The organism is Pantanalinema sp. (genome assembly GCA_036704125.1).
Lineage (GTDB): Bacteria > Cyanobacteriota > Sericytochromatia > S15B-MN24 > UBA4093 > JAGIBK01.
The window spans coordinates 44,671-69,408 of sequence record DATNQI010000008.1 but is presented as its reverse complement, the minus strand read 5'-3'; the positions used below and the strand labels follow the sequence as shown (position 1 = coordinate 69,408).

The following is a 24,738-nucleotide window of genomic DNA, read 5'->3' as shown; positions in this document are numbered from 1 at the left end:
ACCTACGCGTTACTCACCCGTCCGCCACTAGGTATTGCTACCTCGTTCGACTTGCATGTGTTAAGCACGCCGCCAGCGTTCATCCTGAGCCAGGATCAAACTCTCCGTAAAGAGCTTGCAGAACCCGTTTAGGTGGGTTCCGAATCCTTTGCGCCGCCACGGCGTGAGCCGCGGGCGCTGGCTTTGCAAGTCCCGATTGCTCGAGACCGGCTTGCCTTTAAATTGACAAGACCGCACTTGCTACTGGCTTATTCGCTATCTAGTTGTCAAGGTCCGTTTTTGGTTTTTTGTCTCGCGACAGGTTTTCCACTCTAATCGATTTGCGGGTTTCCCGTCAAGCGATTTGTTTCTCGGTCGGTTGGCGCTTGCGTTTCAGCGGTTCGCTTCGGCGCTCGGCCTCTCCAGTCGAGGTATCCATCCTATCTCCGTCGAGCAAAGGGAGTCAACGGCTGAGTTACAGTCCTTTAACGGCCGTTAGGGCCTTTATTGGCGAGGGTCTTGCCGATTCGAGACACCCGAGTAACGCCGCGATGGAAGGTAAAGGATTATAAAGGATAGGTAAAGAGAGGGGCTATCACGGGAGGCGCCGTGAGGCTAGTGTGAACATCACAAAATGCTATTGCAAATAAAAGTAAAGCTTGATATCTTGTTACTTAACAATAAGTCATCAAGTTATCTTTGCTTCACTTGCCGCCGCGTCACACTACTGCGAGGGTCTTCGATGATCATCAACCAGCCGCGCTTCAGTGCCTACATCGTTCCCTTTGCCGGTGCCCTCGACATCGAGAAGGTGGCCGCCCTCAAGAACCACTTTCATGCACCCGACGCGCACAGAGCGGTGGTCGTCATCGACTGTACCTCCATGCAGAGCTTCTCCGAACCCGAGCTGGACGAGCTGCTCGCGCTGCGACGCTGCGTGGAGCGCCTGGGGGTCGGCAAGGTCATGGTCGCCATCAAGCACCAGACCCCCTTCGGCCAGACCATCACTCGCCTGATTCCCGCGGGCTTGCGGATCCTCATGCAGCACTTGCCGCGCTACATGCGCCCCGCCACGGTCGCTGTCGCCGGCTAGGCCGAGCGGGTCTTCACCTTTGCACGAGAAGAGGGGCCGACCATCGTCGGCTCCTCTTCTCGTGCTGAAGGCTCTAGGGGACCTGGGGGGCTGCCCCGGCGGGCTGTACGGCCAAAGCCGCGTGCAACGAGGCGATCGCGACCTCGATCTGGTCGCGGGAGGCCGGGCGCGTGGTCACCCGCTGGAGCCACTGGCCCGGAAGCGTCACCCACAGGGCGCAGCGCGCGGCGAATCCCGCCTTGGCGCCCTGGATCGAGGTCTGGCCCGCGAGCCGGATCAGCTCGAAGGCGATGCCCGCGACCACCGGCAGCAGGCACAGCTGAGAGGCCACGCGCTGGACGACGGTCATGTGAGTGCCGAGCAGCGAGAACACCGCGATCTGCAAGAGCAGGGTGATCAGCAGGAAGCTGGTCCCGCACCGCGGGTGGATGGGCGAGTAGGCGAGGGCGTTGTCCGGGGTCAGTTCCTTGCCCGCCTCGACGCAGTTGATGACCTGGTGTTCGGCGCCGTGGTACTGGAACAGGCGCTTGACCTCCGGCATGAGCGAGATGGCCGAGAGGTAGCCGACGAAGAGCCCGACTCTGATCAGTCCCTCGATTGCGCTCAGGGCGAGCGCGTTCGGGATGACGGGGGTCAGCTTGGCGAAGACGAGGGCGGGCACCACCTTGAAGATGGCGATCATGACGACCACCCCGATGACGAGCGGGAGCCAGCCCCCGCTCTCGGCTTCCTTCTCGTCCTCGCCGGAGGCGATCGCCGCCGAGTAGTTGAGCATGCGCATGCCCAGCGAGAGCGACTCGATCAGGGCGGCCACGCCCCGGACGAAGGGGAGCTTGAGCAGGGGATACCTGGAGCGAAGGCTCTCGATGGGCTCTTGCTTGAGGTGGATCTCGCCGGCGGGGGTGCGGACGGCAAGTCCGACCCCATGCTTGCCGCGCATCATGACCCCCTCGATGACGGCCTGGCCGCCGATGGGGTCCACCTTCAGGATGTCGCTCATCAATCCTCCTTGAAGACGCGCCGCACGACCTCGCCGCTGGCGCCGAGCGTTCCGAGCGCCTGGTCTCCCATGGTCACCTGGACGCCTGCCGCGTTGCCGATGGTGACGTCGAGGCCTTCGAGCACCGGCCAGGTCATGGTCTGGCCGGCGGCCATGTTCTTGGCGTAGATCTCACGGCCGCCCCGGGCGACCCGCACCCACGACGTCGCCGTCGCATGCAACTTCAGGACCGATCGCAGCGCGGGTTTGTTCCCCTCGCTCTGTTCGACCGCGGGAGAGACGACGGGGCTGGGCTCGGCACTGGGCGCTTGCGTGGGCCGGGGGCTGGCCGGCTTTGCCGTGGGGGGCGCCGTAGGCTTGGCGGTCGGCTTCGCGGTCGGCTTGACGGTCGGGGCGACGCTCGGCTTCGCCGTGGGGGCCGCCGACAAGCCTGGGGCGAGCGACGGCGTCGCGCTCGCGGTGGCGCCTGACACCGACGGGGTGGTGACGCTGCCGGTTGCGACCGGGGTCGGGGTGGGCAGCGGGGTCGTCACCGGCGAAGGGGGCGCGGAAGGCGGGGTGGGGCGGGTGCTCACGACCCAGAAGTAGGCGAGGGCCCCCAGCAGCAGGGCGCCGAGCACCCAGGGGAAGATCCACCAGGGTGGGGTGAAGTCGCGGGTCTCGACCGGCGCCGGGGGGAGCGGGCGCGTCTCCCAGTAGCGATTGGCGAGCTCGTCGGATGGAAGACCGACCGCCTGTGCGTACTTCCGGATGAAGCTCTTGACGTAGACGGGCTCGGGAAGGCTTTGCTCGTCCCCTTCCTCGAGGGCCTGGAGGTGAGAGGCCTTGAGGTGGGTCTCGAAGGCGATGTCCTCGATGGAGCGATTTCGCCCGAGGCGCGCCTCCTTGAGCTGCTGGCCGATCTCCGCGAGTCTGGTCACGGTTGCCCCTCCTCATGTCCGGTTTGCTGTTTCAATTCGACGACTTCTTGCGGCGTGAGGGGGCGGTAGCCCCCGAGGGCGATTCCCTCGATGGAGACGGTGCCGACCGACAGGCGCTTGAGGCGCACGACCGGGTGGCCGATGGCGGCGAACATGCGCCGGACCTGGCGGTTGCGGCCTTCGTGGATGGTGATGCGGACGCGCGACTGATCCCCTTCGGTCCCGAGTGCCACGACCTTGGCGGAGGCGGTGTAGCCGTCCTCCAGCCGCAGGCCGTCACGCAGGCGCTGGAGGATGCGCTCGGTCGGGTGCCCCTCCACGAGGGCGTCGTAGGTCTTCGGGACGCCGTAGCGCGGGTGGGTCATGGCCAGGGTCAAGTCGCCGTCGTTGGTCAGGAGCAACAGGCCGCTGGTGTCGTAGTCGAGACGGCCCACCGGGTGGAGGCCCGGCACCTCGGGCGCGAGCGCCATGACGGTGCGGCGGCCCTTGGGGTCGGTCACGGAGGTGATGTAGCCCGTGGGCTTGTTGAGGGCGTAGTAGACCTTGTCGGTCTGGCTGGGCAAGGGGGTGCCGTCGACTTCGATCGCGTCGTGCGCGGGATCGGCCTTGGCGCCAAGCTCGCGCACCACCTGGCCGTTGACCGACACGCGCCCGGCGAGGATCAGCTCCTCGCTGCGGCGCCGGGACGCGACCCCCGCGCTAGCGAGGATTTTCTGCAAACGCTGGGGTGAGGACATTCAGCTTCATCGCCTCTCGGACTTCGGCCATGGTCTCGCGCGCGACGACCGCGGCCTTCTCTTTGCCTTCCTGGAGGATGGTCTCGAGGAGGCCGGGGGTCTGGGCATACGCTTCGCGGCGCTCCCGGATGGGGGCGAGCGTGGCGTTGAGCGAGTCGGCCAGGCGTCGCTTGCACTGGACGCAGCCGATCGAGGCCGTGCGGCACTCTGCGGCCACCTGCGGCACCAGGTCGGGGGCGATCGCGTTGTAGTAGCCGTAAACCGTGCAGACCTCGGGGTAGCCCGGGTCCTGCCGGCGCTGGCGACCCGGGTCGGTCACCATGGTCATGACCTTCTGCTGGGTCGCCTCGGGGGTATCCGCCAGCTTGATGTCGTTGTGGTAGCTCTTGCTCATCTTGCGGCCGTCGAGGCCGGGCAGGGCGGACTCCTCGGTGAGCAGGCCCTTGGGCTCGGGGAAGACCTCCGCGTAGAGGTGGTTGAAGCGCCGCGCCATGTCGCGGCTGATCTCGAGGTGGGGCAGCTGGTCCTTGCCCACCGGCACCAGCTCGCCCTTGAAGGCCAGGATGTCGGCGCTCATGAGGGTGGGGTAGTTGAGCCAGCCCGAGGTCATGGCGTCCTCGGCGGCGTGAAGCTCGGCCGCTTGCTCCTTGACGGTCGGGTTGCGCTGCAGCCAGCTGACCGGGGTGATCATGGAGAGGAGCAGGGTGAGCTCGGCGATCTCGGGCAGGGAGGACTGGACGTAGATGGTGCTGCGCGCGGGATCGATCCCCGCAGCGAGCCAGTCGAGCAACACCTCGCGGGTGTTGGCGCGCAGGTGCTCGGTCTTCTCGAAGCCGGTGGTCAAGGCGTGCCAGTCGGCCACCATGAAGTAGCAGTCGTACGCGTCCTGCAGCTTTTCCCAGTTGACCAGCACCCCGAGCCAGTGGCCGAGATGGAGCTGGCCGGTGGGGCGCATGCCGCTCATAATGCGCTTTTTCGACACGATGGGTGGTTGCCTCCAGAGTTGAGACCGCGAGGGTGGCGGGTGCGGCACCAGGGCCGCGACTATCAAGGAATGAGCTTTAAATTGTAACACAGCCGCGTGCCTCGGTTGACAAGCTGCCGCTAAAATCCGATATTGTGAGTGTTTTCGGATGTTCGAGGGACCAGCTGTGGCAAAGTCTTCCCTGATCCGCTGGATCGGCTTCGGAGCCGCCGTCGTCGCGACCAGCCTAGCCGGTTGCAACCTGATCCCCTTCGTCTCCAACGACGAACGGATCCAGATCAGCTACGTCCGCGGCTTCAAGACCGGCCTCTCCCCAAACAGCAACCGTGCGCTGGGGATCTTCATCCGCGAGACCTCGAACCTTTTGGCCTACGGCCTCCCGACCCGCTACGGCGTGGACGTCACCCCTTACCTCGCGGTGTTCCCTGCGCTCACCCTCCCCGGAGCGCCGGTCAATCCCACCTTCGTCAAGGCGACGGGCAGCTTGCCCGAGCTCACCCGCATCATGTCGGGCACCCAGCTGGACATCTCGGTCCTCTCCCAGCAGACGGGAGAGGTGGCCGTCTACACCTTGACGGCCCTCCAGACGCCGACCCAGACCAAGGGCAAGCTCGCCGTCACCACCACGGGGAGCAACTGGCAACCACAGCAGCCGAGCACCTCTTACGTCCTCAACGGCAACAAGGTCCCGCTCACTCCCAAGTCGATCGAGGCGGTCGCGAACCTGACCCTGCCGTCGGGGGCGGGCGAGGCCAAGCTCTCGGCGCGCCTCAACCAGATGCAGCAGGCTGGTGCGGGCGCTCCTGCCGTGCCGGGCGTCGTCTCGCTGAACTTCGAGGTCCCCGGGGTGCGAGCGGATCTCAGCGGGAGCTTCGGTAGCATCCAGTCGCTTCGTCTCGACGGCCCGTTCAGCGTGACCACCAGCAAGGGCACCGATACCTACCAGGCCCAGGTGACGGCCGCGAGCGGGGTCCTCAAGCTCGTCCTGCTCAACTCCGAGCGCAAGGTCCGGATCGACCTGGTGGTGGAAAAGGGATTGCTCTCGGGGACCGCCAAGGCCATGGACGGGCGCCAGGCCGAGCTCGCCAAGTTCACTCAGGCTCCGGGCAAGATGCCCGAGATCGAGTTCGCCGACGGGACCAAGGAGCCCTGGAGCTTCACCCTGCCCTAGGGCAGGGCTACTGGCCCGTGATGCGCTTCATGAGCGCCTCGGTCTCGGCCGCCTCCTTCTCGGTGACCACCCCCTCCTCGAGGCGCTTCTCGATCGCCTCGAAGTCGTTCGGGCGTTCCTGCTTGAGGCCCGACTTGCGGACCACCTCGGCGGGCGCTTTACCTGCCTGCCGCGTGATGGAGACCAGGAAGCCGTAGTCGAAGTACAGGATGGTGCCCAGGCCGGCCAGGACCGCGAGACCCACCGCGGCACGCATGAGGGCAAGTTTGCGCCCCTTGTTGAAGCGCTGGCGGCGGGTCACGGGTTTGCGGCGGCGGGCCTGCTCTCGCGGATCGTTCATCTGCGGCGCGGCGCGGTTGGCCTTGCGGGTGCAGGGGGCGCAGTGGCCGCCGAACTGGATGCACGCGGCGCAGAAGGGGCGCTCGCATTCCGGGCAGAGTTTGACGCCGAAGGTGACCTGGCGATGGACGGTGCAGTGTCGCATGTCAGCCAGTATAGATCATCCGGCAAAAACCAGGCATGCCACGACCCATGGCCGCCGGGGGCGGCTCGATGGAACCGTTTTGTCGGACGCTCTTTCGCCTGTTCGCGGGCATGCCATGAGGGGGCGGGATCCCGCTCGCCCGCCTTTACTCCGCTTCGCTCGAACCGTATAATGGGCGTCATGGCGCGCGTTTCGCGCCAGCCGGCAGAGAGCCTGCGCGGGACGCTCCCGCCGGGCGGTCGGCGGATCCTGCAAGAGAGGCGAGGTAGGGGGAAGACGATGGCTGCAATGGCGCTTACGTACATGGGGAACCCCGTGCTCCGCGAGGTGGCAGAGCCGGTCCGCAAGGTCAACGCCGAGATCAAGAAGCTCGTGGCCCAGATGTTCGAGACCATGGCCCTCGAGAACGGCATCGGGCTCGCCGCGCCCCAGGTGGGCGTCAACAAGCGCGTCGTCGTGCTGGATCTCAGCCACGAGGGCATCAAGCCCTTCGCCCTGATCAATCCCGAGATCATCAAGGCCTCGGGCTCGGAAACCGACAACGAGGGCTGCCTTAGCATCCCCGGCGTCTACTTGCCCGTCTGTCGCCCCTCCAAGGTCAAGGTCCGCGCCCGTGACCTGAACGATCGCCAGATCGTCATGGAGGCCACCGACCTGCTGGCCCGCGCCATCCAGCACGAGATCGATCACCTCGACGGCAAGCTTTTCGTGGACAAGGTCGAGGACAAGGAGGCCCTGGAGCGCGAGCTGGTCGACTTCAACGCGCGGATGGGCGGCAAGATCGTCGGCGAGCCCAGGACCCCGGAAGCGGTGCTCAAGTAGCATGCGAAAGCCTCTCACCATCGGCGTGGCCGGCGGCACCGGCTCGGGCAAGTCGACGGTCGCCCGCAACATCCTCGAGCTGGCGGGCCCCGAGCAGGTGGCCTACCTCTGCCACGACAGCTACTACTTCGACCACAGCGATCTCTCGCTCGAAGAGCGGGCCAAGGTCAACTACGACCACCCCAGCTCGCTCGACAACGCCCTGTTCGCCGAGCACATTCGGCAGCTCCAGAAGGGCTTTCCCATCGAGACGCCCCTCTACAACTTCAGCACCCACGCGCGGGCCGAAGAGACCCGCACGATCATGCCGCGCCGGGTCATCCTGGTCGAGGGCATCCTGATCTTCGCCAGCGCCGAGATCCGTCGCCTGCTGGACATCCGCGTCTTCGTGGACACCGACCCGGATATCCGCTTCATCCGTCGGCTGAGCCGGGACATCAACGACCGGGGGCGCTCGCCCAACTCGGTCATCGACCAGTACCTCGGAACGGTGCGCCCCATGCACATGGAGTTCGTGGAGCCCAGCAAGAAGCACGCCAACATCGTCGTGCCCGAGGGCGGCATGAACGAGGTGGCGATCGACATCCTCAACACCAAGATCCAGTCGGTGCTCAAGAAGGCCACCGGCCAGCTGACGCTGAGCTAGGCCTCGCCCGTCACGTCATTGAGCGGCCCCAGGTACGGGGGCCGCTCTTTTTGCGGCGCCTGGCCGGGATCGATGCCGCTGGCGAGGAACGCCGCCACGCGCTCGCGGGCAAAGGCGACCGCCCGTTCCGCGATGTCGGCGCCCACGAAGCTGCAGCCGTGCCTGAGGGCTGCGATCGCGGCCGAGCCGCTGCCCACGAAGGGGTCGCAGACGACGAAGCCTGGCTCGGCCGAGCCCGCGAGCATGGCCTCGAACAGCTCCACCGGCTTCTGGGTGGGGTACTTGGCGCGCGTCAGGCGGCTGAAGGTCCACACGTCGGGGATGTCGCGCCTCGAGAGCTTGCGGTTGCCCTTGGCGGCAAAGACGATGTGCTCGTGCCGCCTGCGGAAGTAGTGCCCCATGCCGATGGAGCGCTTGTCCCAGACGATGAGGTTCTTGACGGCGAAGTGCTCGCGCACCAGCGCGCCCAGCGAGAGCAGGGAGAAGCTGTCGAACATCAGGTAGAGGTGGCGATCGGGCTTCAGTACCCGGGCGCATTCCGCCAGGAACGCGCGGTAGGTGATCGGATCGTCCGCGAACTCCTTGAACCAGCGCGGGTCGGACGCGTCCCCGTAACGGCCCACGATCCGCCCCCGGCCCAGCTTGAGGTGCTGGTTCATCCCCGAGTAGGCCGGGTCCGTCGTGATCACGTCGACCGAATCGGCCGGGAGCTCGCGCAGGAAGGCGATGCAGTCAAGATGCTTTATCGTCACCAGGTCGTGTCGCATGCCGCCTATCCTACCCCATGCCGGAATTCCTCGCCGGGGGGATGTGACGAGGGGATCGGCGCGCTCGAGCGAGCGCCCCGATCTCGCTCTCGATAGGTTGCTGGAAGCGTGGTGCGCACTTTGGATGCGGATCGGCCCTCGGGTGGGTATAACTGCCAAGTGGGCCTTCTTGCCCCTGTCTTGGGCTCGCCCCTGGAGACCCCTATGCCGACCATCCGTCGATCTGGCCACGCTGCGCGGAAGCTGCTGTGGGCCGCCCCTCTGTCGGGGGCGCTCCTTCTTTTCGGCTGCATCGGCGCGCCATCCGCTCCGGGGCCGGTGGCCCCCGAACTCGTCGGGCGGGTCTCCTTCGACGCGGCGGATGCGCGGCAGGTCCAGGCGGGGCTCGTCGAAATCGGCAACCGCGCCACGGTCTCGCTCATCAACGCCGAGCGCAACCGGACCGAGGCCTCGTCCGTCACCAACGAGAACGGCGGCTTCGTCCTCAGCTTCCCGCGAGCGTTCCGGCCGAGCGCCACCGAGTCCTACTACCTCGAGGCCGTCAAGGGGCTTTCGGCCAACCGGCCAGGCAATACTGCGGCCCGCATCCGCACGATCGCACGCTTCAACTCCGGCTGGGTCACCCTGACCAACGCCCTGCCGGGCTCCGGCATCGTGGTGGACCAGGGAACGACGGCGATCGCGATCGCCGCGGCCCTGCGGCATCAGAACCCCGATCCGGTCGATTTCTCCGCCTTGATCGGGAGCTACCGGCCCTCGGACGGGAACTACGTCCCGCAGGGCGGGATTTCGGCGCTCGACGTCCAGAGGATAAGTGACATCGTCGGCGCGCTGCTCTCGGGGGATGGCGATCCGGTCGCTGGGGTCTCGCTGGTGTTGCCGAATACCTGGGTGCGAGGGGCAGCCGGAGGCGGATCGCTCGCCATCTCGGGGGTCGTGCCGCCGAGCGCGAGCGTGGGTGCCACGGTGTCGGTCCTCGGCGTGGGGTTCAATCTTTTGCCTGCAAGCAATTCCGTCACCTTCAACGGTGCGGGGGCGAGCGTCAACGCGGCGACACCCAACCGCCTGGAGGTGAGCGTGCCCTTCGGTGCGACCAGCGGCCCGGTCCAGGTCCGCGTGGGCAGCCTGATGGCGAGCACGTCCAGCTTCCGCGTCACCGGCGCCATCGCCGGAGGGATCGCCACCGAATCGGCCGGGGTCACCAGCGGCCAAATCGGCTCACCTTGAAGGCCTGCCATGCGTAACCGTCTATCCCTCGCCCTTGCCTCCCTCCTGCTTGCGCTCGTCATCGGCTGCGCGACGGAGGACGATGCCCCCGTCGTGACCGGGGTGGGCCCCGGCCTGGGAGGCGACACCACGATCGAGGGGAGCACCGGGAACGGCGCGGGAAGTGGCGGGCAAGGAAATTCGGGATCGACGCCGACGCCGCCCCCTGCCGCAACGCCCACGCCCACCCCGACGCCCACGACGAGCGTGTCGGTCGGGACCGACCCCGGCATGCCGACGCCGTCGGTCGACACCGTTCCCACCCCTTACGTGCCACCTGCGCCCACCCCGACCCCGCTCGGTCACGTCGGGGTTGGCGTGAGCGCGCTCGACGCGCGGGATCTGGCGGTGAGCCCGCGCGAGACCGTGCCATGGGTCCTCACCCCATCGGCCCTCGTGCGCACGGGCTCGCAAGGATCCGAGCAGCCGCTGGCCGTCACGCTGCCCGCGAACCCGCTTTTCGTGCGAGCGGATGACGACGGGTCGGTCTGGGTGGCGGGGGACGACGAGCTGGCGCGCTTCACCCCCGGCATGTTCGATGACTGGCGGCGGCAGGGCGTTGCCCTTTCCGCGGAGCCGAGCGACACGATCGATGCCGGCGACGCGATCTGGCTGTGCAGCCAGGCGGCTGGTACGGTGACGCGCGTCCACAAGACGAGCCTCGCGGTGACGAGCATTGCGGTGCCGGGGGCGACGGCGATCGCCCTCGACGCGACTTCCGCCTGGGTCGTGACGACCGGCGACCGGCTCTTGCGCCTCGATCGCTCGACCGGAGCGGAGCTCCGAGCGCCCGTGATCGTGGGGGCGGGGCCCCGGAGCGTGGCGGTGAGCGATGACGGCGCCGTCTGGACGGCGAACCGCACCGCGCGGACCTTGACGCGGCTTGCCAGCGCCACCGCCGCGCCCGTCACGATCCCGCTGAGCGCGACGCCCCTTTGCCTGCAGCCTTCCGGCTCGCGAATCTGGGTGGGGTGCGACGACGGCCGGGCCTACCTCTACGAGGGTGAGGCGCTGTCCGGGGCCTTCGCCCTTCCCCTCACGCCGCGAGGATCGTCGAGGGATGGCCTGGGACGGATCTGGTTTTTCGACCCGCTCCTGGGCCGGGCCGTGCCCGTCTGGGGGAGGTGACCATGCGCCGTCGTCTGGCTTCGCTCTGCGCGCTTGGCTGCTTGCTCGTTGCTGGCTGCCAGCCGCCCGCCTCGCACACCGCGAGCCAAGGGGCCAGCGGCGAGGCCGTCGTCTCGGCCCCGCCCGTCGAGGGGCGCATCCTCGGCGAGGATCGCGCCGCGCAGGCCCAGGTCCTCGAGATCGCGAGCGGGGCGACGGTCGCCCTCGTCGACGGGGCGACGGGCCTGACGCTCGGGACCACCGTCAGCGCGCCCGGGGGAAGCTTCCAGTTGCGGTTGCCCGGGGTGTCGCCGGTCGGCGGGCGGCCCTACTACCTGGAGGCCCTCAAGGGCCTCGGCGCCGGGGGGACGGCCAACCGGGCCGGGGCGGCCGCCGCGCGCCTCAGGACCGTCCTGTTCTTCGCGCCCGGGGGCTGGGTCAGCCTCAGCAACGCGCAGCCCGGCGATCCGATCGTCATGAGCACCCGAACCACGGCCGTCGCCCTCATCGGGGAGATACGCTCGCTGGCGCTGTCCTCGCTGGTGGGGACGCTCGCGGGGAGCGACGCGACCTTCAAGCCGGCCACCAGCGCGATCGCTTCCGACGAGTTCGCCGCCGTCGATGCGCTGGTGGGAGCGGCGATCGCGGGCGATCGGGATCCGGTCGCCGCCCTCGGCTACGATCCGACCCTTTCGCCCGCAAGCGCCCGCTACGGCCTCAAACCGGCCGATCTGGTCCTGCACCCTACGGCGGGCCACCTGTCGGCGGCCACCGGCAGCACGGTGGTGGTGACCGGCCAGAACCTGCCGGTTCCCCGCTCGGACACGCTCGTCTACCTGGGCGAGAGCCCCGTGCCCTGGACCCTCAACGCGTCGCGCACCCAGCTGACCGTCACCGTTCCTGCGAGCGGCGCGAGCGGCTGGATCCGCATCGCCCAGGGGACTGCCCGCTGGACGGGCCCCTTCGTGAGGGTCCCCGGGACCGTCGGCACCTACTCGGGCGATCCGCTCGATCCGTGGGCCATGGCCGAGGTGCATACCCTCGGCGCGACGGGAGACCTTTACTACATCTCGGCCCAGGGGCTCACGCGCCTGAGCCCGAGCGGCGCGAGCACCCTGCTTGTGCCGCACGGCGTCTTCATCGGGGTCAGTGGCCTCGCGGTCGATGCTGCGGGCGACGTGTACGTGTGCGAGCGCGCGGCGCACCGCATCTCGAAGGTCGCCTCGAACGGGGCGGTGAGCGTGCTGGCCGGGGCCGGGAGCACCGGCGCTCAGGATGGCCCGGGTGCGAGCGCCACCTTCAACCAGCCGAGCGACCTGGCGCTGGACGGGGCCGGCAACCTCTACGTGGCCGATCTGGCCAACAACAAGATCCGTCGCATCACCCCGCAGGGAGTGGTCTCCACCTTCGCGGGAACCGGGGCGCCCGGGGCCGGCGACGCGGCCACCTCGAGCGCGACCTTCAACGAGCCCTACGGCATCACGGTGGACGCGGCGGGCGCCAATGTGTACGTGGGCGAGTGGAGCAACGGCCGCGTGCGCAAGATCTCGGGCGGAGTGGTCAGCACCCTGGCCGGAGGAACATACGGCTACCTGGACGGGACGGGGGCGGGCGCCAGGTTCGGCGCGCTCAAGGGGGTCAGCGTCGATGGCTCGGGGAACGTCTACGTCGCCGATCTCCAGAACCACTGCATCCGCAAGGTGACGTCCGGCGGCGTGGTCACCACCGTGGCGGGCAAGGCGACTGTCGCCGGCTTCGCGGAGGGGCCGCCCCTGCAGGCCCTCCTGAATTATGCGCATCACCTCAAGGTGGCCTCCGATGGCCTGGTCTACATCGGCGACAGCAAGAACCGAAGGATCCGGGTCTATGTGCCGTAGCGACGGGAGGGGCGTGATGGTTCGGGCTGCAAGGATGGGCGTTTGCGCGCTTGCGATCGCCCTGGCGATCGGGGCGAGCGGCTGCCTGGCGCCCGTGGGCTCGCGCGCCGGGCAAACCGTCTCGACCGAGGTGCCGGCGATTCGCGGCCGGACAAGCTTCGTCGCACCCGTTCGGGCGCTTCAGTCCAGCCTCGCCGAGGCCACGGGCGGGGCCGCCGTCTCGCTGATCGACGCCGCCACGGGCCTCACCGTCGCCAGCGCTCTGACCGATGCCTCGGGCGCCTTCACCCTGGACTTCAAGGGCATCGCCCCGGTCAACGGCAGCCGCTATCTCCTGGAGGCGGTGAAGGGTCTGTCGGTGGGTGGGTTGCCCGATCGACCCGGAGCTGCCGCGGTGCGCATCCGGACCCTGCTGTTCTGGAACGACGGCTGGCAGAGCCTGACCAACGCGACCCCCAACAGCGGGATCTCGATCGGCGCTGCGACGACCGCCTTGAGCGTGGTGGTGGGTCTGAAGCAGCAAGCGGGCATTGGCCTGGACCCGAGCCTGCTGGTCAACAAGGTGAGCGGGAGCACCTTCAACCCATCCGGGACGGGGCTCAGCGATGCGGCCGACTTCCAGCCGGTCCTCCAGCTGGTGAGCAACGCCCTCGAGCTGGACCAGGACCCTCTCTCGGCCATCGCCTTCGACGGTGCCACCGGCACCTATCGCCTCGCCGTCGGCACCCCCTGGATTTCGAGCCTCTCGCCCGAAAGCCCCGCTCCCGGGCAGGTCCTCACCCTGCGGGGCAGCAACCTGGACAGGCTGAACGGGCGCAGCACCTTCTGGTTCGGCAACTACGCCGCCGCCACCTGGAGCGTGAGTCCCGATCGCGCGACGGCGACCATGAGCGTGCCCGCGCAAGCCTACTGCGGCCCCTTCTCGCTTCAGCAGCCCAGTGGCGTGGCGCAGGTGATCCGGCCCATGCTGCTCATCAAGGGAACGGTCGGGACTTTTGCCGGCATGCCCACGCAGAAGGGCTTCGCCGACGGGCCCGGGCGCGTCGCCCTGTTCGACGGGGTCAACGACCTGGTGTTCGACAACGCGGGCAACCTGTACGCGAGCGAGCTCTACAACCGGCGGATTCGCCGGATCACCCCCTCGGGGGAGGTCTCGACCCTGGCGGGCGATGGAACCCAGGCGTGCGTCGACGGGGTGGGGACCAGCGCGAGGCTCTCGGGTGCGAGTGCCATGGCCTTCGACGGCGTCAACTCCCTGTACTTCACCGAGTACGTGGACGGGGCCCGGGTCCGCCGGCTGACGCTGGGCGGCACGCTCACCACGGTCGCGGGCACCGCGACGCCAGGATACCTGGACGGCCCAGCGTTGAGCGCCCAGTTCAACCAGTCCTTCGGGCTCTGCATCCTCGGCAACGGGGACCTGCTGATCGGCGATCAATCGAACAACCGAATCCGGCGCCTCAGCGGCGGGGTGGTCAGCACCTTCGCCGGTGGCGCCGCCGGCTCCACCGACGGCGCCACCGGCAGCGCGCTCTTCAAGGGGCCCTGCAGTGTGCAGCCCGGTGTCGATGGCGCCGTGTACGTGGTGGATTACATGAACCACGCCATCCGCCGCATCTCGGCATCGGGAACGGTGACCACCTTCGCGGGCCTCGCCGCGTCGCCGGGCTTTGTGGACGGCCTGGGGAGCGCGGCGCGCTTCAGCGACCCTGTCGGCATGAAGATCGATTCGGCCGGGAACCTCTACCTCGCCGATTCGGGGAACCACGCCATCCGAAAGATCTCGCCGAGCGGGGCGGTCACCACCATCGCGGGCACCGGGGTTTCGGGCTCCCGTGACGGCGCGGTCGGGATCGCCCAGTTCTACCGGCCCTACGGGGTCGCCGTGGATTCCAGGGGGAACGTGTACGTGGCGGACAACCTCAACCACACGATCCGGGTGATCTGCCCATGAAGATACGAAGCAAGACCCTGCTCCCTGTCCTGATTCTCGCGCTCGCGGGCTGCCCCCTCTCGGGACCGGCGCCAACTTCGCCGGACGGCGCCGCCGTGGCGAGCGCGATCGTCCCGGTCGAGGGACGGATCACGACTGCGGGGCGCGTTGCCCAGGCCACGTTCGCCGACGTGGCCAGCGGGGCCACCCTCTCCTTGATCGACTCGCTCACGGGGCTGAGCGTCGCCACCGCCCTGAGCGCCGCCGACGGCCGGTTCTATCTCGCCCCGAGCGCTTCGAGTCTCGTCGCGGCGCGCGCCTACTACCTGGAAGCCTCGAAGGGCCTCGCCGTGGGCGACCAGGCCAACCGCGCGGGGAGCGCCGTCGCGCGCCTGCGCTCGGTGCTCCTTTACCAGGGCGGCGACTGGCTCAGCCTGACCAACGCGGGGGTCGACGGCCCCATCGCCCTGAGCGGCGGCACCACGGCCGTGAGCCTCGTCGCCGCCTTGCGGGGCCTGCCGTTGAGCGCCCTTGCCGGCTGCCTCGGAGCGGATGGGCTTGCCTTCACCCCCGGGGCCACGGGGATCTCGGGCCCGGAGTACGAGAAGGTGCTCGCCCTGGTGGAGGAGGCGATCGCGAGCGATCGCGACCCGATCGAGAGCGTCGCCTATGACGCGACGGGCGCGACCTACGGCCTCAAGCCCGGCGAGCTGCTGATCTACGACGCCTACTCTCCGAGTCCCGCCTCCACGGGCAGCACCGTCACCTTCTCGGGCCAGAACTTCCCCGCTCCACGCGCCGACACGCGCTTGACGATCGGCGAGGCTCCGGTCGCCTGGTCGGTCAGCCCCGATCGCCGCCGCCTCGCGGTCACGATACCGGCCGATGGCCACAGCGGCTGGCTGCGGCTGACGCAGGGGGCGAGCACCTGGACGGGCCCCTTCGTGGAGGTCAGGGGGACCACGGGCATCTGGGTCGGTCGCGGCGACGCTTCGAGGCTCGACGGCGTGGGAACCCAGGCCGGCTTCAACCTCCCATGCAGCCCCGGCCTGGACGCGGACGGCAACGTCTACCTGGCGGACGCCTGGAACGCCGTCATCCGCAAGATCACCCCGGCCGGGGTGGTGACGACGGTCGCGGGGAGCGGGGTCAAGGGCTTCGCGGACGGGCCTGCGGCCAGCGCCATGTTCGACAATCCGATCTCGGTGGCAGTGGCGCGGGACGGCAGCCTCTACGTCGGGGAGGAATTCAACAATCGCATCCGGAAGATCACCCCGGACGGCATGGTCAGCACCTTCGCGGGAGGGACCCAGGGCAACCTCGATGGGGTGGGGACCGCCGCCCAGTTCTACCGGCCCGACCAGCTGGTGTTGGATGCCGCGGGAAACCTCTTCGTGAGCGACTACGGCAACCACAACATCCGCAAGATCACCCCTGACGGCACCGTGACCACCCTCGCCGGGAGCGTGCCTGCGGCCGCCGGCACCACGGACGGCACCGGGACGGCCGCAAGGTTCAATCAACCGTTCGACATCGCGCTCGATCCTCAGGGCAACCTCTTCGTGGCGGATTATGGCAACCACCGGATCCGCAAGGTCACCCCGGCCGGGGTGGTGACGACCGTCGCCGGGAGCACCTCGGGCTTCGTCGACGGCGCCACCTCCAGCGCCAAGTTCAACCAGCCCGCGGGGCTCACCTTCGACCGCGCCGGCAACCTGCTGGTCGCCGAGCGCGCCGGGAATGTGGTGCGCCGCGTGACCCCGGACGGGGTGGTGACCACCCTCGTCGGCACGGGGGCGGCCGGGACGCGCGATGGAGCGGCCCTCAGCGCGACCCTTCACGGCCCCTTCGACCTGTGGGTGGACCAGGCGGGGCGGGTGTTCATCATCGAGGAGTGGGGGCAGCGGATCCGGATGTACGTGCCGTAGGAGTTCGAGGATGAAGCCTTCCGTCTTGCGCGCCGCGCTCATGGCCCTTTCGCTGGCACTCATCGGCTGCCAGGTTTCCATGCCAAGCGGCGCGCGTCCGCCGGTCTCCTCGGCCGCAGCTCACTTGGTCGGTCGCGCGGAGTTCCCCGCGGCCGATCGGCAGGCGCAGTCGGAGCTGAGCGAGGTGGTGAGCGGTGCGACGGTGTCGTTGATCGACGCTCGGAGCGGGAACTCCGTCTCGACCTCGCTGACGGACGCCGGCGGGGGCTTCGTGCTGAACTTCGCGGGGCTCGCCCCTCGCGCGGGAGACGCGTTTGTCCTGGAGGCCCAGAAGGGGCTCTCGGTCGGCGGGGCTTCAAACCGCCCGGGTACCAAGGCGGCCCGCATTCGGACGCTGCTCGTCTGGAACGAGGGCTGGCAGAGCTTCACCAACGCCACCCCCAACGTCGGCATCGTGGTGAGCGCGGCGACCACGGCGCTGGCGACGCTGACGAGCCTCAAGCAGCAAGCGGGGCAATCGGTGCCGCTCGAAAAGCTGGTCAACTCCATCAGCGGCAGCACCTTCAACGACGTCGGGACGGGGCTTGCCGCGAGCGATTTCTCGAAGGTCCTGGGCCTGGTGGGGAGCGCGATCGCCCTGGACCAGGACCCCCTCGCCTCGATCGGCTACGATTCGGCCGCCGACACCTATCGCCTGGCCACCGGGGTCCCCTGGATCGCGGGCTACAGCCCGGCCATCCCCTCGACCGGCTCGATCGTGACCATCCGGGGCACCAACCTTGACCGCCTGGACGGGCGCAACGTCTTCTGGTTCGGGACCGTGCCGGCCGCCACCTGGAGCGTGAGCGCCGATCGAAGCACCGCGACCATGAGCGTGCCCGCCGGCGCCTTCTGCGCCCCGTTCACCGTGCAGCAGCCCAACGGGGCGACGCAGACCATCAGCCCCTTCCTGCTCATCAAGGGCACGGTCGGGACGCTCGCGGGGGGCGGCAGGGCAGACCAGTCGACCCGAACGAACCCGACAGGAGATGGCCAGGGCGCATCGGCGGCCTTCAGGCCGGTCGGTCTCTCCGCGTTGCGGGACGGTGCCTTCATCATGACCGGGGACTTCTCGCGCGTCCGGCGCCTGACCCTCGAGGGGGCGGTATCGACCCTGGCGGGTGGCGACGTGACCGGCTTCGCCGACGCTCAGGGGCCGAGCGCACGCTTCAACGGCGGTTGCCGGGCGGTGCTCGATCCCCAGGGCAACATCTACGTCAGCGAGTGGTTCAACAACGCCATCCGCAAGATCACGCCCGGCGGCACCGTCACGACCCTGGCGGGGGCAGGCCCCGAGGGGTATTACGACGGGCCGGCCCACATGGCGCAGTTCAAGAACCCCTACGGGATGTGCGTCCTGCCGAGCGGAGATCTGCTCGTCGCCGACCGCGGGAACCACCGGATCCGCCGGGTCGGTCCGACCGGGGTGGTCACCACCTTCGCAGGAACGGGGACGGCGGGGGATGCGGACGGTTCGTTACTCACGGCCCAGTTCAGAGACCCGGTCGACATGCTCCTGGATCCGTCGGGCGATCTCTACGTGACGGAGTACGGCGGGAACCGCATCCGAAAGATCTCGCCGGCGGGGGTCGTTTCGACCTACGTGGGATCGCCGACCGCCGTTCCCGGCGCCGGGGACGGAACGGGAACGGGGGCTTCGTTTTACCAGCCCACCGGTCTGTGTCGCGACGGGAGCGGCGAGCTCTACGTGGCGGATTCCCGCAACTACGCCATCCGGCGCATCGCGCCGGGGGGCGTGGTCACGACCCTCACGGGTGGGGTTCAGAGCTTCGCAGACGGAAGCCTCGCCGCGGCGAGATTCGGGTACGTCTATGACGTCAAGCTGGGCCCCTCCGGTGAGCTCTACGTGACGGACCTCGGCAATTACCGCATCCGGGTGGTCTGCCCCTGAGCCTCCCTTCTGCTGATCACACCGCTGCTTTCTTGTCCGGCAGGGCGATCAGATGGTCGATCATCAGGCTGATCTCGGAGGTCGTCAGCTCGCTGCGGCTGAGCTTGTTGAAGCGCTGGATCAGGTAGTCGCGGCCGTCCTGGTCGCTCCACCCCGCCCGGGCCATCTCGGCGGCGACCTTGTTGATCTGCTTGGGGGTTGCAAGTCGGCCCGGAGCCGCCGCCAGCACGTGGGCCTCGGGGGTGGAAGCCGGCCGAGTCGGCGCCTGCTCGAGTTCGCCCAGCTCCTCGAGGGCCGTCATGCCGATGTTGACCGCGTCGCGCAGGGCACGAGCCTTGGCTCTGGTCTCCGCCATTCGCACCAGGTGCCTGGCGATGGCGGGGCCGACATTTGAGGTGCTCGCGTCCCCGATCCCGGTGAACACCTTGCCGCCCTCCAGCTCGACCTCGGCGGTGACCACGGCCAGATGGCCGTTGTCGGCGGCGGGCAACTGCACCAGGTGAGTGCGGATGGCCTGGAGGCCGAGCTGGTGGGCCTCGTTGAGCAAGCCCTCGTAGGTGACGAACTCCTGCCCTTGCAGGTTGATGACGTGCCGCCGCTCCATGATGAACCTCCTTTGAGCGTCTCGAGAAAGGGTCATGGGGCGGCGTGGCGGGCTGCAAGTCGGTGACCACGACTTTTCTACCCGGAACTCGAACATTTATTCGATTCTTCCCGGTGAAAGGGGGAGCAGCCAAGCCATTCTTAGCGAGCAGATTGGATATCCTTAATCTTTTTGCTATAATCAGGGGCGTCAGTCATAGGGATTGCACTGAGAGCCGGTCGAATCGACGGCTCGACTCACGGGACGGTGGCCTACCACCCCCCTCGGGTCCGACGAACGCCGCACGGCGACCCTATTCGCCGCGCATGTAGGAGGAAAAACCTTTGCCGCTTCTCAAGGAAACCAAGACCCAGATCATCGCCGAGCACAAGCGCAACGACGCTGACAACGGCTCGCCCGAGGTCCAGATCGCGCTGCTGACCGCCAAGATCGAGCAGCTCAGCGAGCACCTGACCCGCAACAAGAAGGACTTCGCGTCGCGTCGCGGCCTTCTCAAGATGGTCGGTCAGCGCCGTCGCCTTCTGGCCTACCTCATGAAGAACGACCTGGCCCGCTACCGCTCCATCATCGGCAAGCTCGGCCTTCGTAAGTAAACGAGCGACGCCAAAGCCGGTCCCCCTCTCGGGTGGCCGGCTTCGCATCTTAAAGAACGGCCCGACCCATCGCCTCGCGGACGGAAGGGCTCCCATCGGAAAGTGAAGAGAAGAGAGTAAGAACCATGAGCAACGAAGTGAAGACCTATCGCTACCAGCTCGGCGACCACGACATCTCGATGACCTTCGGCAAGTACGCCAAGCAGGCGAGCGGTGCCGTGCTCGTCCAGTCGGGCGGCACCTCCGTGCTGGTCTCGGCCACCATGTCGAAGTCCCCCCGCGAGGGCATCGACTTCTTCCCCCTGCTGGTCGACTACGAAGAGAAGATGTACGCGGTCGGCCGCGTCCCCGGCAGCTTCATGCGCCGCGAGGGCCGCGCCTCCGAGAACGCCATCCTGGCTGGGCGTCTGATCGACCGCTCGATCCGCCCCCTGTTCCCGAACGGCTTCCGCAACGACGTTCAGGTCGTCTCCTACGTGCTCTCGAGCGACCAGAACATCCAGCCCGACGTGCTCGCGATGCTTGGCGCCTCGGCCGCTCTGATGGTCTCCGAAATCCCCTTCGCCGGCCCCATCGGTGGCGTCCGCGTCGGCCGCATCAACGATGAGTGGGTGATCAACCCCACCTTCACCGAGACCGACGAGAGCGACATGGACCTGGTGGTCGCGGGTACCGCGGACGCCGTCATGATGGTCGAGGCCGGCATCAAGCTCGTGCCCGAGGCCGAAGTGCTCGAGGCCATCGAGGTGGGCTGGGACGCCGTGCGCGAGCTCTGCGCCTGGCAGGAAGAGATCGTCAAGGAAATCGGCAAGCAGAAGCTCGACGTGAAGCCGGCCGAGCTCGACAGCCGCCTGGTGGCCTTCGCCAACGACTACATGGCCCGCATGACCGAGGCCCTGCAGAACGCCGACAAGGAAGCCCGCCAGAAGAACGTCGACGCGCTCTCGACCGAGATCCGCGAGGCCCTCGCCGGCCAGAGCGAGGACAGCGAGCTGGGCCAGCTGATCGCTGCCAAGCCCAAGCTCGTCGGCGACGTGCTCTACTACCTCGAGAAGAAGATCCTCCGCAAGCTCGTCACCGAGCAGGGCCTGCGCATCGATGGCCGCAAGCTCGACGAGATCCGCCCCATCACCTGCGAAGTGGGCGTCCTGCCCCGCACGCACGGCTCGGGCCTCTTCGTCCGCGGTCAAACCCAGGTCCTCAACGTTTGCACGCTGGGCTCCTCGGGTGACGCCCAGAAGATCGACGGGCTCGACCCCATCACCAGCAAGCGCTACATGCACCACTACAACTTCCCCGGCTTCTCGACCGGTGAGGTCCGTCCCAGCCGCGGCCCCGGCCGCCGCGAGATCGGCCACGGCGCTCTGGCCGAGCGCGCCCTCCTGCCGGTCCTGCCGGACCCCAAGGAGTTCCCCTACGCGCTTCGCCTGGTCTCCGAGGCCCTCGAGTCCAACGGCTCGACCTCGATGGCCTCGACCTGCGGCTCGACCCTGTCCCTGATGGACGCGGGCGTGCCCATCAAGGCTCCGGTCGCCGGCGTGGCCATGGGCCTCATCAAGGAAGGCGATCGCTTCGCCGTCCTCACCGACATCCAGGGCATCGAGGATCACCTCGGCGACATGGACTTCAAGGTGACGGGCACCCGTGACGGCATCACCGCCCTGCAGATGGACATCAAGATCCACGGCATCTCGCTGGAGGTCATGGAAATGGCCATGGAGCAGGCGCGCAAGGGCCGCCTCTTCATCCTCGACAAGATGCTGGCGGCGATCCCCCGTCCGCGCACCGAGCTCAGCGAGTTCGCCCCGCGCATCATCACCCTCAAGATCAACCCGGAGAAGATCGGCACCCTGATCGGCCCCGGCGGCAAGATGATCAAGCGCATCGTCGAGGAGACGGGCGTCAAGATCGACATCGAGGACGACGGCTCGGTCTTCATCACGACCTCCGACGCCGACTCGGCCAACGCCGCGGTCGCGTGGGTCAACCGCCTCTGCAAGGACGTCGAGGTCGGCACGGTCTACAAGGGCAAGGTCACCCGCATCCTCAACTTCGGCGCCTTCGTCGAGATCCTTCCCGGCAAGGAAGGCCTGATCCACATCTCGCAGCTCGCCCCCGAGCGCGTCGCGAAGGTGGAAGACGTGGTCAACCTCGGTGACATCGTCGTGGTCAAGGTCGTCGAGGTCGACAGCCAGGGTCGCATCAACCTGACCAAGAAGGGCGTCGCGCCCGAAGAGGTCGAGAAGATGATGGCCGGCGCCGCCAAGTAAGGCGCTACTTCGAACGAGGCAGGAGGGCGATGCGCCCTCCTGCTTCTTTTTTTGCGATTTGCGCTAAGATGGGTGGGAATAACCACGCCGCGCGACCTTGAGGAACGGGAATGGAACAGAAGCACGTGTTGCCCAACGGGGTGAGGGTCTTGCTCGAGGAAATCCCCCACGTGCGCTCGGCCTCGGTCGGGTTCTGGATGGACACGGGCTCCAAGAACGAGACGGCCGAGAACAACGGCATCTCCCACTTCATCGAGCACATGCTCTTCAAGGGCACCCGCACGCGCTCGCCCCTCGACATCGCCCAGTCCCTCGAGGACAAGGGCGGGAGCCTCAACGCCTTCACCGACAAGGAGAACACCTGCTTCTACGCGCGGGTGCTCGACGACCAGGTGCCGCTCGCGATCGATGTCCTGTCGGACATGCTGCTCGACTCGGTGTTCGACCCCAGCGAGCTCAAGCGCGAGCGCCGGGTGGTCCTCGAAGAGATCAAGATGTACGAGGACACCCCCGACGAGCTGGTCCAGGACATGTTCAGCCTGGCGTTCTGGGGCGATCACCCCCTCGCGCGCCCCATCGCGGGCACCCGCGGCTCCATGCGCGGGGCGGACCGCGACCAGGTCCTCACCTACATGGATCGCTTCTACACCCCCGATCGCCTCGTGGTCTCGGTCGCGGGCAACATCCACCCCGAGGCCGTTCTGGATCAGCTCGCAAGCACCGTGGGCAGGCTCGAGCGCCCGCCCACCCGCCTCGACGTGGCCCCGCCCATCGCCAACTCCGCGGTCAAGGTCAAGTACAAGGACATCGAGCAGGTCCACGTCTGCCTCGGCACCGAGGGGGTCTCGATCGCGAACCCCGATCGCTACGCCGTGACCCTGCTCGACGCCATCCTGGGAGGGGGCATGAGCTCGCGCCTCTTCCAGGAGATCCGCGAGAAGCGCGGGATGGCCTACTCCATCTCCAGCTACGAGGTCATGTACGAGGATGCCGGGGTGTTCGGGATCTACGCCGGCTGCTCGCCCAAGCAGCTTGACGAGGTCCTGCGCCTCTCCCTGGCCGAGCTCGACAAGGCCAAGGGCGGGGACATCGCCGAGTCCGAGCTGATGCGCGCCAAGGAGCAGCTCAAGGGCGGCATGCTGCTCAGCATGGAGTCCCCGCGCAACCGAATGAGCCGCATGGCCCGCAATGAGCTGTGCTTCGGGCGGCTGGTGCCTCCCGAGGAGGTCCTCGCCGAGATCGAAAAGGTCACCCTCAAGGACCTGGAGCGGGTCGCGCGCCAGCTCTTCGACCCCCGGACCCTGACGGCGACGGTCGTGGGGCCCGTGCGTAGGATCAAGCTGCCGGAGTTCGCCGCATGACCCCTGATGGCGTGAGCGTTCGCTTCCAGCGCCTCTCCGAGGCCGCGATCGCCCCTCGGGTGAGCCAGGCGGGGGATGTGGCCGCGGACCTCTTCGCTGCGGCCTCGGTGCGGGTGCCGGCCCGCGGGCGGGCCATGGTGCCGACCGACATCGCCCTGGAGCTGCCGCCGGGCTTTCGGGCGCGCGTCCACTCGCGCTCGGGCCTCTCGCTCAAGCACGGCATCGAGGCCGGGGCGGGCCTCATCGACAACTCTTACCGCCACGCGGTGGGGGTGCTGCTCTACAACTTCTCGGACGACGACTACCACGTGACCCCGGGCGATCGCATCGCCCAGCTGTGCGTCGAGCGCTACACCGAGCCTCGCTTCGAGGAGGTGGAGTCGGTCGCGGCGACGCGGCGGACGACGGGCTGGGGATCCTCGGGCATCTAGGAGCTTTTCACACATGCAGCAGCGAATCAGGGTGGCGATCGCGGGCGCCGCTGGCAAGATGGGCCTGGAGACGGTGCGCACCGTCGCCCTCCAGGACGACATGGAGCTGGTCGGGGCGGTGGACCCCAACCGCGAGGGTGAGGACATCGGGACGATCGCGGCGGGAACGCCCATGCACGTCGCCTGCGTGGCCTCGATCGAGGACCTGTCCGAGGCCCGGCCCGACGTGCTGGTGGACTTCACCACCCCCTCGGTGGTCAAGGCCAACGCCATGCGGGCCCTCTCGATGGGCATGCGCCCGGTCGTCGGTACCACCGGCATGAGCACCAGCGATCTGCAGGACCTGGACGACGCGGCCCAGGCCCGCGGCCTGGGCCTCCTGGTCGCGCCCAACTTCGCCATCGGGGCCATCCTCCTGATGAAGTTCGCCCAGCAGGCCGCGCGCTACTTCGGCAACGCCGAGATCATCGAGCTGCACCACAACCGCAAGGCCGACGCCCCCTCGGGCACGGCCATCAAGACGGCCCAGATGATGCGCGACGAGCGCGACGCCTTCGGCCTGGACGACGCGCCCGAGACCGAGAAGCTCGTGGGCGCGCGCGGCGCGGATTTCGGGGGCATCCACATCCACAGCGTGCGCCTGCCGGGCCTGGTGGCGCATCAGGAAGTCATCTTCGGCGGGGTGGGTCAGACCCTGACCATCCGGCACGACTCGCTGACGCGCGAGAGCTTCATGCCGGGGGTGATGCTCGCGATCCGCAAGGCGCCGGAGCTCAAGGGACTGGTCTACGGCCTCGAGAACCTGCTTTAGGG

22 protein-coding genes and 1 rRNA gene are annotated in these 24,738 nt (G+C 68.0%); 15 read left to right on the top strand and 8 right to left on the bottom strand.

Annotated elements, in window-relative coordinates:
- Nucleotides 1–111 (bottom strand): 16S ribosomal RNA (locus V6D00_01230); the annotation flags it as partial.
- 610 nt (nt 112–721) lie between these two features.
- On the opposite strand from V6D00_01230, the gene V6D00_01225 reads away from it, so the two are divergent.
- Entirely contained in the window at nt 722–1,072 is a 351-nt protein-coding gene (locus V6D00_01225) for a hypothetical protein (GenBank protein HEY9897777.1), read from the top strand.
- 73 nt (nt 1,073–1,145) lie between these two features.
- Here the strand turns inward: V6D00_01225 and V6D00_01220 are convergent, their stop codons facing one another.
- The 4 genes from V6D00_01220 to trpS are packed head-to-tail and all read right to left on the bottom strand — an operon-like array spanning nt 1,146 to nt 4,711.
- Nucleotides 1,146–2,072 carry a DUF1385 domain-containing protein gene (locus tag V6D00_01220; GenBank protein HEY9897776.1) on the bottom strand — a complete coding sequence of 309 codons (927 nt, stop codon included), beginning with the start codon at nt 2,070–2,072 and terminating at the stop codon, nt 1,146–1,148.
- Nucleotides 2,072–2,992, bottom strand: coding sequence for a RodZ domain-containing protein (locus V6D00_01215; GenBank protein HEY9897775.1), 921 nt, complete (start codon nt 2,990–2,992; stop codon nt 2,072–2,074). The genes V6D00_01220 and V6D00_01215 overlap by 1 nt, the downstream gene beginning before the upstream one ends.
- The gene (locus V6D00_01210; protein ID HEY9897774.1) at nt 2,989–3,711 is read right to left on the bottom strand and encodes a pseudouridine synthase; all 723 of its coding nucleotides are present in this window, start codon (nt 3,709–3,711) and stop codon (nt 2,989–2,991) included. Before V6D00_01210 ends, V6D00_01215 begins: the two co-directional genes overlap by 4 nt.
- The gene (trpS, locus tag V6D00_01205; GenBank protein ID HEY9897773.1) at nt 3,692–4,711 is read right to left on the bottom strand and encodes a tryptophan--tRNA ligase; all 1,020 of its coding nucleotides are present in this window, start codon (nt 4,709–4,711) and stop codon (nt 3,692–3,694) included. Before trpS ends, V6D00_01210 begins: the two co-directional genes overlap by 20 nt.
- A gap of 169 nt (nt 4,712–4,880) precedes the next feature.
- Between trpS and V6D00_01200 the strand changes: the two genes are divergently transcribed.
- Nucleotides 4,881–5,885 carry a hypothetical protein gene (locus V6D00_01200; protein HEY9897772.1) on the top strand — a complete coding sequence of 335 codons (1,005 nt, stop codon included), beginning with the start codon at nt 4,881–4,883 and terminating at the stop codon, nt 5,883–5,885.
- Nucleotides 5,886–5,892: 7 nt separating this feature from the next.
- Here V6D00_01200 and V6D00_01195 read toward each other — a convergent pair whose 3' ends face one another.
- On the bottom strand, nt 5,893–6,369 hold the full coding sequence (locus tag V6D00_01195; protein HEY9897771.1) for a hypothetical protein: 477 nt from the start codon (nt 6,367–6,369) through the stop codon (nt 5,893–5,895).
- Nucleotides 6,370–6,648: 279 nt separating this feature from the next.
- On the opposite strand from V6D00_01195, the gene def reads away from it, so the two are divergent.
- Both def and udk read left to right on the top strand, forming a co-directional pair.
- A complete protein-coding gene (def, locus tag V6D00_01190) occupies nt 6,649–7,191 on the top strand; it encodes a peptide deformylase (GenBank protein HEY9897770.1) in 543 nt (180 codons plus the stop codon).
- Nucleotide 7,192: 1 nt separating this feature from the next.
- Nucleotides 7,193–7,837: a uridine kinase gene (udk, locus tag V6D00_01185; protein HEY9897769.1), complete on the top strand. Its 645-nt coding sequence runs from the start codon at nt 7,193–7,195 to the stop codon at nt 7,835–7,837.
- Here the strand turns inward: udk and V6D00_01180 are convergent.
- Nucleotides 7,834–8,604, bottom strand: coding sequence for a site-specific DNA-methyltransferase (locus V6D00_01180; GenBank protein ID HEY9897768.1), 771 nt, complete (start codon nt 8,602–8,604; stop codon nt 7,834–7,836). The genes udk and V6D00_01180 overlap by 4 nt on opposite strands.
- Nucleotides 8,605–8,808: 204 nt before the next feature.
- On the opposite strand from V6D00_01180, the gene V6D00_01175 reads away from it, so the two are divergent.
- Genes V6D00_01175 through V6D00_01150 form a run of 6 tightly spaced genes read left to right on the top strand, consistent with a single transcriptional unit; the run spans nt 8,809 to nt 18,666 of the window.
- The gene (locus tag V6D00_01175; protein HEY9897767.1) at nt 8,809–9,831 is read left to right on the top strand and encodes an IPT/TIG domain-containing protein; all 1,023 of its coding nucleotides are present in this window, start codon (nt 8,809–8,811) and stop codon (nt 9,829–9,831) included.
- A 9-nt stretch (nt 9,832–9,840) separates the two neighbouring features.
- Nucleotides 9,841–10,998, top strand: coding sequence for a hypothetical protein (locus V6D00_01170; protein ID HEY9897766.1), 1,158 nt, complete (start codon nt 9,841–9,843; stop codon nt 10,996–10,998).
- 2 nt (nt 10,999–11,000) lie between these two features.
- Nucleotides 11,001–12,854 carry an IPT/TIG domain-containing protein gene (locus V6D00_01165; protein HEY9897765.1) on the top strand — a complete coding sequence of 618 codons (1,854 nt, stop codon included), beginning with the start codon at nt 11,001–11,003 and terminating at the stop codon, nt 12,852–12,854.
- 16 nt (nt 12,855–12,870) lie between these two features.
- A complete protein-coding gene (locus V6D00_01160; protein HEY9897764.1) occupies nt 12,871–14,808 on the top strand; it encodes a hypothetical protein in 1,938 nt (645 codons plus the stop codon).
- On the top strand, nt 14,805–16,715 hold the full coding sequence (locus tag V6D00_01155) for an IPT/TIG domain-containing protein (GenBank protein ID HEY9897763.1): 1,911 nt from the start codon (nt 14,805–14,807) through the stop codon (nt 16,713–16,715). Before V6D00_01160 ends, V6D00_01155 begins: the two co-directional genes overlap by 4 nt.
- A gap of 10 nt (nt 16,716–16,725) precedes the next feature.
- The gene (locus V6D00_01150) at nt 16,726–18,666 is read left to right on the top strand and encodes a hypothetical protein (protein HEY9897762.1); all 1,941 of its coding nucleotides are present in this window, start codon (nt 16,726–16,728) and stop codon (nt 18,664–18,666) included.
- Between the two features lie 16 nt (nt 18,667–18,682).
- Here the strand turns inward: V6D00_01150 and V6D00_01145 are convergent, their stop codons facing one another.
- A complete protein-coding gene (locus tag V6D00_01145) occupies nt 18,683–19,270 on the bottom strand; it encodes a hypothetical protein (GenBank protein ID HEY9897761.1) in 588 nt (195 codons plus the stop codon).
- Nucleotides 19,271–19,593: 323 nt separating this feature from the next.
- Here V6D00_01145 and rpsO point away from each other — a divergent pair, with 323 nt between their 5' ends.
- The 5 genes from rpsO (at nt 19,594) to dapB (ending at nt 24,736) form a co-directional block, all read left to right on the top strand.
- The gene (rpsO, locus tag V6D00_01140; protein HEY9897760.1) at nt 19,594–19,863 is read left to right on the top strand and encodes a 30S ribosomal protein S15; all 270 of its coding nucleotides are present in this window, start codon (nt 19,594–19,596) and stop codon (nt 19,861–19,863) included.
- A gap of 125 nt (nt 19,864–19,988) precedes the next feature.
- Nucleotides 19,989–22,133, top strand: a complete 2,145-nt coding sequence (locus V6D00_01135; protein HEY9897759.1) for a polyribonucleotide nucleotidyltransferase — start codon at nt 19,989–19,991, stop codon at nt 22,131–22,133.
- A 110-nt stretch (nt 22,134–22,243) separates the two neighbouring features.
- Nucleotides 22,244–23,494, top strand: coding sequence for a pitrilysin family protein (locus tag V6D00_01130; protein HEY9897758.1), 1,251 nt, complete (start codon nt 22,244–22,246; stop codon nt 23,492–23,494).
- A complete protein-coding gene (gene dut, locus V6D00_01125) occupies nt 23,491–23,925 on the top strand; it encodes a dUTP diphosphatase (protein ID HEY9897757.1) in 435 nt (144 codons plus the stop codon). The genes V6D00_01130 and dut overlap by 4 nt, the downstream gene beginning before the upstream one ends.
- 13 nt (nt 23,926–23,938) lie before the next feature.
- Nucleotides 23,939–24,736: a 4-hydroxy-tetrahydrodipicolinate reductase gene (gene dapB, locus V6D00_01120; GenBank protein ID HEY9897756.1), complete on the top strand. Its 798-nt coding sequence runs from the start codon at nt 23,939–23,941 to the stop codon at nt 24,734–24,736.
- Nucleotides 24,737–24,738: the final 2 nt, after the last annotated feature.

What these genes read in the sequence shown, in the direction of transcription:
- V6D00_01175 (HEY9897767.1), top strand. Translation starts at nt 8,809, where the DNA reads ATGCCGACCATCCGTCGATCTGGCCACGCTGCGCGGAAGCTGCTGTGG.
- V6D00_01155 (HEY9897763.1), top strand. Translation starts at nt 14,805, where the DNA reads ATGAAGATACGAAGCAAGACCCTGCTCCCTGTCCTGATTCTCGCGCTC.
- V6D00_01225 (HEY9897777.1), top strand. Translation starts at nt 722, where the DNA reads ATGATCATCAACCAGCCGCGCTTCAGTGCCTACATCGTTCCCTTTGCC.
- dapB (HEY9897756.1), top strand. Translation starts at nt 23,939, where the DNA reads ATGCAGCAGCGAATCAGGGTGGCGATCGCGGGCGCCGCTGGCAAGATG.
- V6D00_01150 (HEY9897762.1), top strand. Translation starts at nt 16,726, where the DNA reads ATGAAGCCTTCCGTCTTGCGCGCCGCGCTCATGGCCCTTTCGCTGGCA.
- V6D00_01195 (HEY9897771.1), bottom strand. Translation starts at nt 6,369, where the DNA reads ATGCGACACTGCACCGTCCATCGCCAGGTCACCTTCGGCGTCAAACTC.
- V6D00_01130 (HEY9897758.1), top strand. Translation starts at nt 22,244, where the DNA reads ATGGAACAGAAGCACGTGTTGCCCAACGGGGTGAGGGTCTTGCTCGAG.
- V6D00_01135 (HEY9897759.1), top strand. Translation starts at nt 19,989, where the DNA reads ATGAGCAACGAAGTGAAGACCTATCGCTACCAGCTCGGCGACCACGAC.
- V6D00_01220 (HEY9897776.1), bottom strand. Translation starts at nt 2,072, where the DNA reads ATGAGCGACATCCTGAAGGTGGACCCCATCGGCGGCCAGGCCGTCATC.
- def (HEY9897770.1), top strand. Translation starts at nt 6,649, where the DNA reads ATGGCTGCAATGGCGCTTACGTACATGGGGAACCCCGTGCTCCGCGAG.
- V6D00_01180 (HEY9897768.1), bottom strand. Translation starts at nt 8,604, where the DNA reads ATGCGACACGACCTGGTGACGATAAAGCATCTTGACTGCATCGCCTTC.
- dut (HEY9897757.1), top strand. Translation starts at nt 23,491, where the DNA reads ATGACCCCTGATGGCGTGAGCGTTCGCTTCCAGCGCCTCTCCGAGGCC.
- udk (HEY9897769.1), top strand. Translation starts at nt 7,193, where the DNA reads ATGCGAAAGCCTCTCACCATCGGCGTGGCCGGCGGCACCGGCTCGGGC.
- V6D00_01160 (HEY9897764.1), top strand. Translation starts at nt 12,871, where the DNA reads ATGGTTCGGGCTGCAAGGATGGGCGTTTGCGCGCTTGCGATCGCCCTG.
- V6D00_01170 (HEY9897766.1), top strand. Translation starts at nt 9,841, where the DNA reads ATGCGTAACCGTCTATCCCTCGCCCTTGCCTCCCTCCTGCTTGCGCTC.
- V6D00_01145 (HEY9897761.1), bottom strand. Translation starts at nt 19,270, where the DNA reads ATGGAGCGGCGGCACGTCATCAACCTGCAAGGGCAGGAGTTCGTCACC.
- V6D00_01165 (HEY9897765.1), top strand. Translation starts at nt 11,001, where the DNA reads ATGCGCCGTCGTCTGGCTTCGCTCTGCGCGCTTGGCTGCTTGCTCGTT.